The sequence below is a fragment of the Nostoc sp. genome (assembly GCF_036916735.1).
GTDB lineage: Bacteria > Cyanobacteriota > Cyanobacteriia > Cyanobacteriales > Nostocaceae > Nostoc.
The window spans coordinates 1-14,974 of record NZ_JBALFV010000123.1; the positions used below are offsets into that span (position 1 = coordinate 1).

At 43.1% G+C, this 14,974-nt stretch carries 10 protein-coding genes; 3 read left to right on the forward strand and 7 right to left on the reverse strand.

Features of this window, described 5'->3' with window-relative positions; translation table 11 throughout:
- Window positions 1–1,510, reverse strand: a 1,510-nt coding sequence (locus tag V7L20_RS30840) for a tetratricopeptide repeat protein (RefSeq protein WP_334747727.1), incomplete at its 3' end; no start/stop codon positions are given.
- Between the two features lie 75 nt (window positions 1,511–1,585).
- A complete protein-coding gene (locus V7L20_RS30845) occupies window positions 1,586–2,020 on the reverse strand; it encodes a hypothetical protein (RefSeq protein WP_334747728.1) in 435 nt (144 codons plus the stop codon).
- Between the two features lie 97 nt (window positions 2,021–2,117).
- On the opposite strand from V7L20_RS30845, the gene V7L20_RS30850 reads away from it, so the two are divergent.
- Window positions 2,118–2,810 carry a PD-(D/E)XK nuclease family protein gene (locus V7L20_RS30850; protein WP_334747729.1) on the forward strand — a complete coding sequence of 231 codons (693 nt, stop codon included), beginning with the start codon at window positions 2,118–2,120 and terminating at the stop codon, window positions 2,808–2,810.
- Between the two features lie 79 nt (window positions 2,811–2,889).
- Here the strand turns inward: V7L20_RS30850 and V7L20_RS30855 are convergent, their stop codons facing one another.
- Genes V7L20_RS30855 through V7L20_RS30870 form a run of 4 tightly spaced genes read right to left on the reverse strand, consistent with a single transcriptional unit; the run spans window position 2,890 to window position 6,395 of the window.
- Window positions 2,890–3,342 carry a type II toxin-antitoxin system VapC family toxin gene (locus V7L20_RS30855; RefSeq protein ID WP_334747730.1) on the reverse strand — a complete coding sequence of 151 codons (453 nt, stop codon included), beginning with the start codon at window positions 3,340–3,342 and terminating at the stop codon, window positions 2,890–2,892.
- Window positions 3,323–3,565 (reverse strand): hypothetical protein, encoded by a 243-nt coding sequence (locus V7L20_RS30860; RefSeq protein WP_334747731.1) that lies wholly within the window; start codon window positions 3,563–3,565, stop codon window positions 3,323–3,325. Before V7L20_RS30860 ends, V7L20_RS30855 begins: the two co-directional genes overlap by 20 nt.
- Before the next feature lie 15 nt (window positions 3,566–3,580).
- A complete protein-coding gene (locus V7L20_RS30865; RefSeq protein ID WP_334747732.1) occupies window positions 3,581–4,795 on the reverse strand; it encodes a DUF790 family protein in 1,215 nt (404 codons plus the stop codon).
- Entirely contained in the window at window positions 4,725–6,395 is a 1,671-nt protein-coding gene (locus V7L20_RS30870; RefSeq protein ID WP_334747814.1) for a DEAD/DEAH box helicase, read from the reverse strand. The genes V7L20_RS30865 and V7L20_RS30870 overlap by 71 nt, the downstream gene beginning before the upstream one ends.
- Window positions 6,396–7,198: 803 nt before the next feature.
- On the opposite strand from V7L20_RS30870, the gene V7L20_RS30875 reads away from it, so the two are divergent.
- Window positions 7,199–9,979, forward strand: coding sequence for a hybrid sensor histidine kinase/response regulator (locus V7L20_RS30875; protein ID WP_334747733.1), 2,781 nt, complete (start codon window positions 7,199–7,201; stop codon window positions 9,977–9,979).
- Between the two features lie 901 nt (window positions 9,980–10,880).
- Window positions 10,881–13,490 carry a penicillin acylase family protein gene (locus V7L20_RS30880; protein ID WP_334747734.1) on the forward strand — a complete coding sequence of 870 codons (2,610 nt, stop codon included), beginning with the start codon at window positions 10,881–10,883 and terminating at the stop codon, window positions 13,488–13,490.
- A 150-nt stretch (window positions 13,491–13,640) separates the two neighbouring features.
- On the opposite strand, the gene V7L20_RS30885 is transcribed toward V7L20_RS30880, so the two are convergent.
- Window positions 13,641–14,657 carry an SDR family oxidoreductase gene (locus tag V7L20_RS30885; RefSeq protein ID WP_334747735.1) on the reverse strand — a complete coding sequence of 339 codons (1,017 nt, stop codon included), beginning with the start codon at window positions 14,655–14,657 and terminating at the stop codon, window positions 13,641–13,643.
- Window positions 14,658–14,974: the final 317 nt, after the last annotated feature.

Sequence of the window (14,974 nt, forward strand, 5' to 3'; positions counted from 1 at the left end):
ATGGATGTTCTTCACCCAGCAGTTGACGCCTGAGTGCCAAAGCTTGGATGTAAAGGGGTTCGGCTTGGCTGTATCTGCCTTGGGAGTCGTAGAGAGAAGCCAGGTTGTTGAGGCTTTGGGCGACAGATGGATGTTCTTCACCCAGCAGTTGACGCCTGAGTGCCAAAGCTTGGATGTAAAGGGGTTCGGCTTGGCTGTATCTGCCTTGGGAGTCGTAGAGAAAAGCTAGGTTGTTGAAGCTAGTGGCGACAGATGGATCTGATTCTCCCAAGCGCTTTTTAGTGATTTCTAGACATTGTTCGCACCAGGGCAAAGCTTGGTTATATAAACCTTGACCATTATAAAATGTAACGTTGCCGTAGAAAGGCCAAAATAAATCATCATCGCTGAGGTATTGAATGAGATGATTCGCTACTTCAGCTATATGAGGAATGGCGCCAGAAACGGCAGTGATTTGCTCAAGGGTGGGGGAGTCAGGAATATCTTGGGCGACTGCTACCATTACCTTGCAAAAACTTCGCTTTAATTCTTCTGCTTGCTCTAAACCTGTAAGCTTATATTGAAAAAACTCCCTTAGCAGTGAATGCAATTGGTAAATTCCCTCACCTTTACGCTGTAGCAAATGTAGTTTCAGCAAAGTATCATCTCTAATTTCCTCTAACTCTTCCTTGTCTGACTCTGGTAAACACTGTTCCACCAACTTCCAAGATATAGGTGCGGCGGCAAATAAACTCAGCAAACAGCCAAGCTGCTTATCGGTGTCTTCTAATTCCTGCCAACTCAACTCAAAGGCTGCTAATACACCTCCTTGTGCGGTCATATCGGCTTCTGGTTTAATAAGGGCGGGTTGTTCTAGTCGCTTTTTCTCCAACCGCCGCAACATTTCTGTGAAAGAAAGGTCTTGTTTTCGCGCCAAATATCGCCCGACTAATTCCAAACCCAAAGGCAAATATCCCAACCACTCACACAACTGATTTGCAACAGCCAATTCTTGCTCAATTCGCTGTGGTGTTTCTTTAAAAAATGACTTTAATAACTCCAGTGCTGCTTTTGGTTGCAATACATCTAAAGATAATTCCTTTATAGATGCTCCTAAGTGTTGGCGCGTGGTAATCAACACTTTAAATCGGGAAGATAACGAGGGTAAGTAAGGCTTAACCTGCTGATATTCCCCAACATCGTCTAATACTAGCAGCACATTGCCGCCCTCACGCCAATGCTGAAAGCAATACTGCACTTGTGTGAGGACATCCAAATCTTCTGGCGGGTTTAAGTCAAGCTGCGTTCTGGCAAACTTCACAATTTGAATGCCCACATCTCCAGCCTTTGCCAGCAACCAGCAAATTCCACCTTTGTAAATTTCACGGTGAGCCTTTGCATATTGTAAGGCCAGTTCTGTTTTACCCAGTCCACCCATGCCAGCGATCGCAGCAATTACCACCTGATTATTTTCCTGCAACATCTCATGCAGGTTTTGCAGTTCAGCTTTACGTCCAACAAACTTCACCACCCCACTCAGGGGTAAATTTTGCGGTGTTTCAGTAGAGGGATTTGACTTTACCCGTTCCCGTTCGGGCGAGTACAGTCAGAAGTTATTAGTACCAGTGAAAGTATTTCCCTGAAAGACGTTTTTAATAGAGTCAGCTAACTTTGTAGAATTGATAACGCCTGCTGGTTGCGAGTTTAGGTCATTTGCTAGCGCCTGGACTTTTGGCGCTACTTGGGGATCGGCATTTGCGGCTGCTTCCACTTCCCGCACAGATTGAGCAATTTCACTATCTGCATCTGCTACTGCTTTTAACTCCAGCACTGCTTTACCATAATCTAATGACTGCTGTGGATTTTGCTGTGTTGCATTCGTTAGCAAGGGCAACTTATTTTTATTATGTAGCTGTTCGATTAACTCACGACTTTTGTCTAACGCAGCTTCACCAAGCTTTTCGCCAGTTTTTTCTAGAGCTTTAGTTAAAACTATAGTAGCGATCGCTGTTGCAACTGCTGTTAATGTTACAGGTTCCATAATTTAGTAATAAGATACGACATCATCTGAGAAATACAAATGCAGTTCTGTCTATTTCGAAAATATATCACACACATTAAAGTCAACACACCAACTGATGCAATTTGATACCCAACTGTTACCACGGATTAATGCCACATCCAAGAGAGAAAATGGTAAACAATATTATGTAGATGCCAAGGGAAATCGCTTTCCCAGCGTGACTACAATACTTAATGCCACCAAATCACAAGCAGACAGAGACAGATTATTAAACTGGAAAGCGCGTGTTGGTACAGAAGAAGCTACCCGCATTACTACATCTGCTAGTCGTCGGGGAACCCAAACACACAAACAAATTGAGCGCTACCTCCTTGGACAAAACCCTGTTTGTCCGGAAGCAAGTCGCCCTTATTGGGAGAGTATCCAGCCAGTTTTACAACAAATTGATACAGTTAGACTTGTGGAAGGCTCTGTTTTTCATCATGATTTAGGTTATTCTGGCAAAGTTGATTGTATTGCCAGCTATCAAGGTATTCCCTGTATTTGCGAGTGGAAAACAGCAGACAAACCCAAAGGTTCAATTGAGCATTTATATGAACATCCACTGCAACTGACAGCGTACATAGGAGCAGCTAACGAGTATTATCGAGATTACGACATTCAGCTAAAGCACGCTCTATTGGTAATAGCAATTCCAGAAATGCCAGCTGAAGTATTTTGGTTTGAATCAGCAGTCATTAAAGATTACTGGGAGCAGTGGGAAAAAAGAGTCGCCCAGTTTTGGGAACGCAGAAGTGTTTGGGATTAATCAGTAGAATTCTACAATTAACGAAAGGCTGCATTTTATAACGTGAAGTGAATTTTCACGATTAGTAACAACAAGCAATCTAACCTTGTAATGGCAAGACAGTAATTAACCCAGAAAATCTTGGAAAATCACTTGTGTTGTGAGTGAGTAACTGAGGAATACCATAAACTAGCATCGTGGCGACGATATTTGCATCATGAACTTGCTTACCACCGCTAGGAATTTCCTCCATGAGCGTTAGTAGTCTTTCTGTCACCTGAGAATTATCCTCAGCCACCTGAAAGCGGTTATAGAAATAGCGGAGATCCTGAATTACTATTGCAATGGGTAGTGGGTTGGCAAATTGTTGCGGACGGGTAAGCGTAGCTAAATATTCTCGCAAGACTTGTCGGCTAATCCATAACTCAACCCCTGTATCATAAAAACCTTGGATAGTCTCCATAGCAGCTTGGTGAAATGGAGACTGAATCTGACTAGCGTACACCAGGATATTTGTGTCTAGAAAAACAGAATCACCGCCCCCAATCACCATACATATCCTCACGTCTTAAAGAAAGATTTTCAGGCCAAGGGCCATAATTATGTACAGGAAAGTTTAAAGGAGGACGCTTTTCTTTCCTCTCTACTTCCTCAGTCAAAGGCTTTTCATCAATTACTATTACCACCTGATGCTTACCCTCTGGAATATCCAATGGTAACTGCGCTGTAATCTTACCATCTTTAGTAACTGTGGCAATTGTTTCTATACTTTTCATCTCATTTCTCCTTAATCAATCCATTACAGCTAACACAGCTTTCGGCAATAACTTATCTTTAAACCAAACAATTCTGGCGGGGACATCATTTAATTTTACTCCTGCTTTTTCTAAATTAAGTCGCTCGGAAATTGCCAAAATTAAGTCATCACGTCCAGCCCGTCGCACCTGAGAAAACTTCTTTTGTAAATATTCAGGTCGCCAATAACCAACAATTTCTAACAAAAAAGTGCGTCCATCAACATGAACTAAGCGAAAATCGGGAATCATTACACTACCAGGAATTGGGATTAAATCAACTTCTCGCTCTAACGCCCAACCACTTTTCAACGCATCCCATTTATCAGCAAAGGATGCTTCTAGCATACTATCGTAGGGCTTGCCTGGTGGATAATGGGATACTAAACCACATTCGGAATTGAGAGTAAAACGTCCAGTTTTCCAGGTATTTGTATAAGCATCGCGGGTTTGGAGAATCGACGAAAGACTCCACTTAGTAACGTGAAGTAAAGCGGGAATAAGTTTAGCGATCGCTAATCCATATCGCGTACTAGGATTAAACAAACTCGTCGGCCCATCTATCGTAATTGTAAACCCGTGGTCAGCATCACCTTCAATATAAGCCATCAATTGAAACAACTTTAAATAGCGAAATAACAGCTTATATTCACCCGGAACATTCCGATGAGCATTTAACACTAATTGACTGGCTTTATAAAATACACCCTGCACTTGAGATAAATTATATCGATTTAATAAATCTGGCGCTGTTGGTGCATCAAACACTGTCAAAATCTTATTTTCAGATAAATCAGCATATAATCCATTACGAACCTGTTCTAATAAAACTTCCCGCTCAAGTTCTTGAGTTAACTCATCAGCAATTTGACTCAGAGTAATTTGTGTAGATTCTCGACTAGAAACCGATTTTGCCGCCAACGAAAACACCCGTTCTCTTAACATTTGTGGATCCAAAGGACTTACCACCTCAAAAGTGCAAAAACTGCTTTTGAGAATATAAGCTAACCCTCGCTTCACCCGATAATCTGTAGAATCACCTTCAAAATCAGTCAATTGTCGCTCAAGCACACCTTGAGTCTTCCCCACTGTTGATTGAAAATAATTAATTAACTCAATCGCCAACTCCGAAGTTTTCTGATCAATCTTCAGTCTCTTCGGAATAATCTCCTCCCCGTTTTGGCGATGCATTAGTAACTCTGTCGGTAACATCTGCTGAATTTTTGATTTTAGATACTTCGACTACTTCGACTTCGCTCAGTACAAGTTCGCTCAGTACAAGTTTTGGATTTTGGATTGAATAATTAATTTCTAATTGTTCCGCAGCCTTCAAACTCCGTTCCTTCCCACTCCCATACACAACCTGTAACTTCCCTTTCTCCTCTGTGCGCTCTTTGCGTCTCTGTGGTACCCTTTGGGAAGCAGCTGGCGCGTCTACGTCTCTCCTCTCCCCTCTTCTCCTAGCCGAAGTCCCCTCCTCACTCGTATCCTCCGCCACCACCTCATATAAAATCGCTTGCTTATTCTCAATATTCCCCTTCCGTAAAACCCTCCCCAAACGTTGAGTATACTCCCTAGCCGAACCCGTCCCCGATAAAATAATTGCCACAGAAGCCGCCGGTACATCAACCCCTTCATTCAACACATGAGAAGCAACTAAAGTATTATATTTACCCTCCCGAAACTTTGTTAATATCTCATGCCGTTCCTTCACAGGAGTTTGATGAGTAATTGCCGGAATTAGCAACTCTTGAGAAATACGATAAACCGTTGCATTATCAGCAGTAAAAATCAAAATTCTGGCTGGATAATGTTCTGCCAATAAATCAATTAGAATTCGCAACTTACCATCAGTACCCAAAGCGATATCTTTCGCTTCTCGATGCGCTAACATAGCCCTACGTCCAGATTGCGATCTAGCACTCATTTGCACAAACATTTGCCAACCTTGCAAACTCCCCAAAGAAATCTTAGATTGCTTCAAAAAGTCATTGCGAGTTTGAATTAGTTGATTGTATCTTTCCCGCTCAAGTTGCGATAACTTTACCTTAATTTGGACAATTTCATGCTCTGCTAACGCCTTCCCTGCCAAATCTTCAGCGCGTTTGCGATATACTTCTTGACCAATGAGGATATTTAAGTCAGCGTGTTTACCATCAGTGCGTTCTGGTGTAGCAGAGAGTCCCAGACGATAAGGTGCGATCGCATATTCAGCAATCACCCGATTAAAATCTGTAGGTAAATGATGACATTCATCAAAAACAATTAAACCATATTGATTTCCTAACGTCTCAGCATGAATTGCAGCACTATCATAAGTTGCAACTAAAATTGCCGTTCTATCCCGTGAACCACCTCCTAGCAATCCCACCTCAGCATCGGGGAAAGCCGCTACTAAGTGTGCATACCACTGATGCATTAAATCCAAAGTTGGCACCACAATTAGCGTAGTGCGTGGCGTTGATTGCATCGCCATTTGTGCCAAATAAGTCTTTCCCGCCGCCGTAGGAAGCACAACAACCCCTTGTCTACCCGCCAGTTTCCAAGCTGCTAGCGCCTCAGTTTGGTGAGAATAGGGTTCCATTTCCAAACTAGGAACCAAATCTACAGGATAAAATTGCTTCGCCTCATCGATAAAATTCACATCTTCCGCTTGTAGTGCTTCCACTAGCGATCGGTATCTAATTGCAAGAATGCGGAATTTTTCAACTCTATCATCCCACGTAGCATAATCCATCCAACCTTTGCCGCGTGGTGGTGGATGCAAAATTAATGTGCCGCGATCAAAATTTAATGTAGGAGTACGAGCCATTTTGGGGATTAGGGATTGGGGATTGAGGATTGGGGATTGGGGATTGGGGATTGGTAATTTTTCTATTTGCCATGCCCCATTCTCTAGTCTATTGATTACTAATAACGCAAAAAGTGCATGATTCATCCAACTAACTCTGAGAAAATCCAGGTAGTCATTGCGAATGGAGAGAAGCAAAATGTAGGCGGAGCCTTCCTGAAGGGTAGCAATCGCAAAATCTAGATGCTGCGATTGCAACTCTAAGAGACGTTTCGCGTTAAGCGAAGCTACGCCGTTCGCGTAGCGTCTCGTTCGCGCAGCGTCTTTGATATGAGAAGAGAAGGCTTTACGCTTCATTTCATTACGTACCCTGCAAGAACGCCAAGGGCGAACGCAATGACAAAATATGTTTTATACATTTGGAATGCTCCCAGAGTTTTAGCCTTAACCCAAGCGTATTGAGTTTAATTCAGGTTAAAGACAAAGGAGAAATGATGGCTTATATCCTAAAAGGAATTAATCTAAAAATTTAGTATATCTATGCTCTTTGATGGATAATTAAAAATAAATATATATAATTAGAGCGACTATTATTAAGTTATTGTATATTTGCTAAAACTAAGTTTTACTACCTTAGATAGATTCACAGTAACTAACTGCTTAGATGTGTATTTTTACGATGCATAATAAATGTTAAGCGATGTCTACAACAGTCACTAAGCGGCTGGTGAGCAACTTGCCTTGAGCCTGTCCTCTTGGTAGCCGACTTGTACTGAGCGGCGTCGAAGTAAGGGCGAAGTCGAAGGGAGTCGAACCATGCCTAAGTGCGGGCTACACTAACCCATTGTCTAGCTGATTTTGGGAATAATCCTTTAGCTAGCTGCATAAAAGGAGAAGCCACTTTGAAAGCAATACGTTTCCTTCTAGCGTCCTATTCTGTAACATTATTGGCTGTTGGTAGCGCATTGCTACTAACACTATTGCTACAGCCACTACTGAAACCAACTATTTTCCTGCTATTTTTTCCCGCCGTGTCGGTTAGTGCCTGGTATGGCGGTATGAAAGCAGGGTTAATAGCTACTGCTTTGTCTACTTTAGCCGTTAGCTTATTTTTATTAGAGCCAGTGTTTTCGCTCTTTGTTGACAATCTAAAGAGCATAGTGCGGTTAGGCTTATTTATACTGGTGACAATACTCATTAGTTTGCTCACCTCAGAGTTACGCACTGCTAAACAACATCTTCAAATGAGTTTGCAGAAGCTAGAGGTGAGCGAAGCAAAGTTTAGAAGGTTGGTAGATTCTAACATTATTGGGGTAATTGTAGCCAATATGGACGGGGCGATCGCAGAAGCTAACGATGCTTTTTTAACAATGGTAGGTTATTCGCAAGAGGATTTGTTAGCAGGGCTTCGATGGCGCGACATGATACCACCAGAATATATTGAAGCTAACAACAGTGCGATGCCTACGGCGGCCTACGCCTACGCAGAACTCAAAACCAAAGGTGTGTGTCAACCCTTTGAAAACGAATACATCCACAAAGATGACAGTCGCGTTCCCATTTTATTAGGTTGCGCCTTGTTAGAAAATAATCCAGAGCATGTTATCTGTTTCGTACTTAATTTAAGCGAACGCAAGCAAGTAGAAGCAGCATTGCGTGAACGAGAAGATCAACTTTGCCTGATTACAAATGCTCTACCCGTCCAGATTTTCTATGTTGATGACGAACAGCGTTATCGCTTTAATAATAAAGGATATGAAGACTGGTTTAAAATTCCTACTTCAGAGATTTATGGTAAACACATTAGAGAAATTGTCGGAGAATCTGTTTATCAGTCAATTCTTCCTTATATAGAAACGGTACTTTCAGGAGAACAAGTAACTTACGAAACCCAAGTACCCGATAAAGATGGCACAAACCATTACCTGAATATCACTTACGTTCCCCAGTTCAGTCAGCAGGGAAAAGTTGAAGGATTTGTTGCCCTAATCACAGATATTACACTTTACAAATTAGCACAAGCAGCTCTCAAACAGAGCGAAAAACGGTTAAAGACACTCACAGAAAAAGCCCGCGTAATTCCTTGGGAAGTAAATGCTACTACCGGAAATTTTACTTATGTAGGGCCACAAACCGTTGAGGTTCTTGGCTATCCATTGTCAGACTGGTACACCGATGATTTCTGGGCAAAACAGATGCATCCAGAAGATCGGGAGTGGGCTATCGAGTATTGCTTAGAATCTTCTTTATCACTGAATAATTACGAATTTGAATACAGAATGTTGGCTGCTGATGGCAGAGTGGTGTGGTTATATGACATTGTTAATGTAGTGCGGGATGAGAATGGCCCGCAGCTATTACATGGATTTATAATTGACATTACCGATCGCAAGCAAGCAGAGCAAGAATGCGAACAATTGCTGAAGCGCGAACAGATAGCACGCGCCGATGCCGAAGCTGCAAACCGCATGAAAGATGAGTTTCTCGCCACACTCTCCCACGAACTCCGCACACCCTTAAACGCCATATTGGGCTGGACGCAGCTACTTAGGAATCGCAGGTTTGATGAAACTACTACTGGCCAGGCACTAGAGACAATCGAGCGTAACACCAGATCCTTAGCTCAACTAATCGAAGATGTCTTAGATGTCTCGCGGATTATTAGAGGCACACTCCATTTAAATATTCATCGGGTAAAACTTGCACCAGTTGTAGAGGCAGCAATCGATACTGTGTACCCAGCAGCCCAGGCTAAAGAGATTAGCATCAACTGTAAATTCGACCCGGAAGTAGGGGTAGTTATGGGTGATGCCAACCGCTTACAACAGGTTGTGTGGAATTTGCTCTCCAATGCCGTTAAGTTTACACCCAACGGGGGAAGAATTGATGTGCAATTAGAGCGCATTGAATCTTGCGTGCAAATTCGGGTGAGGGATACAGGAGTAGGAATTGCTGCCGAATTCCTGTGCCATGTATTTGAACGTTTCCGTCAAGAAGACAGTTCGATCACGCGATCGCATGGTGGATTAGGATTAGGGTTAGCGATCGTCCGCCATTTAGTAGAATTACACGGCGGCACAGTCTGTGCCGAAAGTTTAGGAATTGGACAAGGGGCAACATTTATTGTCAATCTACCAATGAAAGCCGTTTATGTAGACGCTAATACCGCACAGCAGCTTTCATCTGTTGGAGATATCGAAGGGGTTAATAATTACCTGCCAAACCTAGATGGCTTGCGGGTGCTAATTGTTGATGATGAGGCAGACGCACGTCATTTGCTCACTATGATTCTGCGACAGTATGGGGCCCAAGTCATGGCTGCTCCATCTGCAAGTGATGCACTGCTTGCCCTGCAAGAATATCGCCCTCATATACTGGTGAGCGATATTGGTATGCCACAAGAAGACGGCTACACACTAATTCGGCAAGTTAGGGCGCTACCAACAGACCAAGGTGGGCGGATTCCAGCAGTGGCGTTGACAGCCTATGCTAGGGCAGAAGATCGCACGCAAGCTCTGTTAGCGGGCTTTCAACTCCATGTCCCCAAACCAGTCAATCCAGGCGAGTTAGCAGCCGTAATTGCCAACCTTACCGGACGTACTTGAATAGTTTTAGGACTTATACCAATTCTGTATGAAGATGCACAAAATATTAAACGAACCCCCAAGTACGCCTTCTCTGCCAGAGGCTTTGCCAACGCCTAGCGTCTCGTTAGAGAAGAGCACCAAAAATAGAGAGTTACTCATTTAGTGCAGCTTTAGTGCAGCTTCACATTAATAGGACTTAGGCACAAGTTACGGAATAACGTAGACGCTGCATCGGCTTGCCGCAGGCTACCGCAGAGGCGCTGAGGACATGGAGAAATCAGAGTTTAATATTACACAAAAAGTGCTAAAAAGCTTAATTTATCGAACCGCCAAGAACACCAACGCGTAACGTCTCGTTAGAGAAGAAAGCCAAGAATCGTAAATTAATTATCCTGCGATGGTAAATGCGTTAATTGACTGCTTAAGGTATGTATTACGCTTGTGTTGGTAGAGCTTGAACTTAAGGTTTTTCATGTTAATATTTTACAGCATATAGTCAAAATTCATCATGAAAAAACGATTAGATTTTAGGAGTTAAAAGGACTGGGGATTGGGCTATCAAACGAAAAATTATGTCCTAGGCTTTAACCGCTCCCAAATTTTGGAATGTTTTCCCAGTCCCCAGCGATGCACTGAGTTTCGACTTTGCAAAAATCGAGTTTCGGCTACGCGGTAATCGAGCCAAGTCGAGATTCAACTGCGGCGAAGTCGAGATTCAACTACCGCTTGTCGTACCCCTTTGGGGAAGCAAGCTACGCAAAGTGTCTCGTTGGCGCAGCCTCTCCTAGAGAAGAGAAGTGTCCCCAGTCCCCAGTTCTTCGGGAACTGATTAGAAACTTGAGGCTGAAGAGAAAGCTGTCCTAGCAGTGCGTAGCTCTAAACCTATTGTTTTGATAACATCGCGTAATTTCACTAAACAATGCCACGCCAAGCCCAAGTAAAAAGCTTCACAAAACGTTGGTTTCCCAAGATTCTCAAAAGAACTTTGATTGTACTGTTAATAATGGGTCTATTGTTAGTACAATTCGCCACTTACACTATGCGCCAATCCTTTGCTCAAGAGAATGGCACAATTCAACTACCTGAACTCAAAGCAGAAGTAACTGTCCAGCGCGATAAATGGGGAATTCCCCATATTTATGCTGCCAACTCCCATGATTTATTCATGGCACAAGGTTATATCCACGCCCAAGACCGATTTTGGCAAATGGATTTTTGGCGACACATTGGTTCTGGGCGATTGGCAGAAATGTTTGGTTCCTCTCAGGTTGACACTGACAGATATCTGCGGACTATGGGTTGGGCAAGGGTGGCGCAGCAAGAAATTCAAGAAATAAATGCAGAGATGAAGGCATACCTGGAAGCTTATGCAGATGGTGTTAATGCTTATCTGGCAGAGCATCAAGGCAGCGCCCTGAGTCTAGAATACACTGTGCTAAAATTCCTCAATCCTGGGTATAAGCCAGAACCTTGGCAAGTAGTGCATTCCCTCACTTGGGGGAAGGTAATGGCTTACGACTTGGGCAGAAATTTCGATAGCGAAATTGAACGTGCTATCCTGCTCAAAACCCTTACCCCTACTCAAGTAGAGGAACTTTTTCCACCATACCCTAAAGAACTGCCAGTGATTTTGCCTAAGTTCGAGGAAGGAGGGCGAGGAAAAATTCAAAATTCAAAACTTGTACTGAGCGCAGTCGAAGTATTCAAAATTCAAAATTACTCAGACTCTAGCCTATTTACCCAGTCTCCAAATGTCTTTGCCGAAGCTATAACCCCAGCTTTAGAGTCAATTACTAAGCCGATGATGGCTCTGGAAAAACTTATAGGGTCTACGGGTATAGGTATTGGCTCAAACAACTGGGTGATATCTGGTGAGCGGACGGCTACGGGTAAGCCAATTTTGGCGAATGATCCCCATTTAGGTGTGCAAATACCTTCTATCTGGTATGAGGTTGGTTTGCATTGTACGCCCAAGAGTGCAGAATGTCCTTACAATGTTACCGGCTTTTCTTTTGCAGGAATGATTGGGGTAATTATCGGTCATAGCGATCGCATTGCCTGGGGTGTGACCAATGTACAATCTGATGTAATGGATTTATACATTGAGAAAATCAACCCGAAAAACCCTAACCAGTATGAGGTAAATGGCAAATGGGTTGATATGCAACTTGTGAAAGAGACGATTCAAGTCGCAGGAAGTCAGCCAATTGTCCAAACGGTACGTTATACCCGGCATGGGCCGATTCTCTCTGATGTTTCGCCTCATCTGAAGGAATTCCAGCCAAGTCAGCCCTTAGAAGTACCGCAAAACTACGCCGTAGCTCTGCGCTGGACAGCTCTAGCACCTTCTAAACTAGGGTATGCTATTCCTCAGATCAATCGCGCTCAAAATTGGCAGGAATTCCGCACTGCTGCCAGTAACTATGATGTCCCCGCTCAAAACTTGGTCTACGCTGATATAGATGGCAATATTGGCTACCAAATGCCTGGTAAATTCCCCATCCGAGCCAAGGGAGATGGGCGTTATCCCGTTCCTGGTTGGACGGATGAATATGAATGGCAAGGCTATATTAACTTTGAGCAGTTACCCAAAAGTTTTAATCCATCCCAAGGTTATATTGCTACTGCCAATAATTTAGTTATGCGTGAATATCCTTACCTGATTACCACAGACTGGGTTTATGGCTATCGGGCACAGCGCATCGTTGAGATGATTTCACAACAAACTGAAGCGATTTCCTTAAAAGATGTACAACAGATACAGGGTGACGATCGCAATCTTAATGCACAAACACTAGTACCAATACTGCAATCTATCACTGTTGATACTCCCCGCTTGCAAGCAGCCCAAAAACTGCTATTAGATTGGAATTTGCAGTTGGAAATGACATCGCCTGCTGCGGCCTTATTTGAAGTATTCTGGAAGCACTTGCTAGCAGATACGTTTCACGATCAGTTGCCTGAAAAGTACTTTCCTGATGGAGGCGATCGCTGGTATGCTGTGGTAGGAAATTTAGTCAAACAGCCCAATAGTTTTTGGTGGGATAATCGCAACACCCCAAAAGTTGAAAACCGCGACCAAATTCTACGGCAGTCCTTTACAAAAGCCGTGGATGAACTAGAACGTATTCAAAGCAAAGATACAAAAAACTGGAATTGGGGCAAGCTACATACTGTTACTTTTAAAAACGCCACCTTGGGTAAATCTGGGGTTGTACCAATCGAAGCTTTATTTAATCGTGGTGCATTTGCCACGGCTGGTAATGGCGAAACAGTCAATGCTAACCGATGGAGAGCAAACGAATCTTTTGAAGTAACTGATATTCCTTCACTGCGGATGATTGTAGATTTGGGAAATTTGGAGAACTCAGTAGCCATTCATACTCCTGGACAATCAGGACATGCTTTCCATACCCACTACAACGATATGGTTGACCCCTGGCGCAAACTTGAATACCACCCCATGCTGTGGTCACAAAAGGATGTAACAACTAATACTGGTGGGACATTGAAGTTAGTTCCAAAATAATTTACCAGTACCGCAAAGCAAAAGTCAGCCCCAACTTTTAAAGATAAATTCGCGTTTAGGGAAGTCAAAAGTTAAAGGTCAAATTAAATTAGGACTATGGTTTAGCGCATCTTCATACAGAATTGGTATAAGTCCTATAAATATAAAACCTCACTCCCAACCCCTCTGCTTGATTACTTGAGCTGCTAGCAACGCTAATGCTGCTGTACCAGCGATCGCACCCCACTGGAGAAGCGGATTTTTTTCTAGCCAGTCAGAAACACTCGGTATAACTAAGTTACCAAAATCTCCGTTAACTCTTTCATCTTCAGCAACAGGTTGGTAAAAATTATTTGGTGCATCTTCAGACTTCGGCTCGGAACTATGTAGTAAATCGAAGCCGACGAGCAGTAACAGTGAATCTACTAATGATGGTGAGACACGCTGTACCACATCTAATATTTTAGCTATATCCCCAACTAAGTAGTCACGAGTTGGATGTTCGGCTACATAGAGGATAGCATCAGCTACAAGTTTAGGCTGGTAGTAAGGTGGTATCCCGGAAGGCTTTACGCCTAATTTCGTCAGACCATTGTTCCAGAAGGGAGTATTGATCACAGCTGGCTTGACACTCGTGACGCTGATCGGCCATTTTTCATGTTGTAACTCGAGGCGCATGGCTTCGATAAAGCCCTCGACCCCGTGCTTGGCTGCCGAGTAAGCACTTTGGTAGGGGAGCGATCGCCTACCTTCCATTGAAGAGACATGGATCAATGCTCCTCTTCCCTCACGCTTCAGATGAGGTAAGGCCGCCATTGCACCATACACCTGTCCCATGAGATCGACATCAATGACATGCTTAAACTCTTCTGGTGTTGTATTGTCGAAAGTGGCAAAGATGCCGACAGCAGGGACATGTACCCATGTATCGAGTCGCCCATACACTTCTACAGTTTTATCTGCGATCGCCTTAACTTGGTCAAATACTTTTACATCAGCTACGCAATAAGTTGCCTCGCCCCCAAAGCCGCGAATCTCCTCTACTAAAGACTTTAGCTTTGACTCACCACGAGCCGAAACTACCACTTTTGCCCCACGTCTAGCAAACTCAAGAGCTGTGACACGTCCGATCCCACTGGAGGCTCCAACGACAGAAACGACTTGCTGATTGATTGGCTTTAATTTCATAAGTGTTACTTTTTAAAATAAATTAGGGATTGGGAATTGGCTTCGACAGCGTTAGAGACTTTAGCTTCAGTAGGTAATTCAGTCGCTTTGTTAGTATCAGTTGTTATTAAAAATATTTCTTAATAACTCTACTATACATATATATGTTAATTATTATTACGGTTGCAGTTCTCTGTCTATTGGGGAATTTGAAAGCGTCACAGGATGTATCTCAAGGCATTGTCTAGACTTTTGATAGTTTCGACTAAGAAGCATCAGGAACTTACCCGAAAAAGTTTAAAAAATCTCATCTGTAGCCGTTTACCTACTTCAGACTC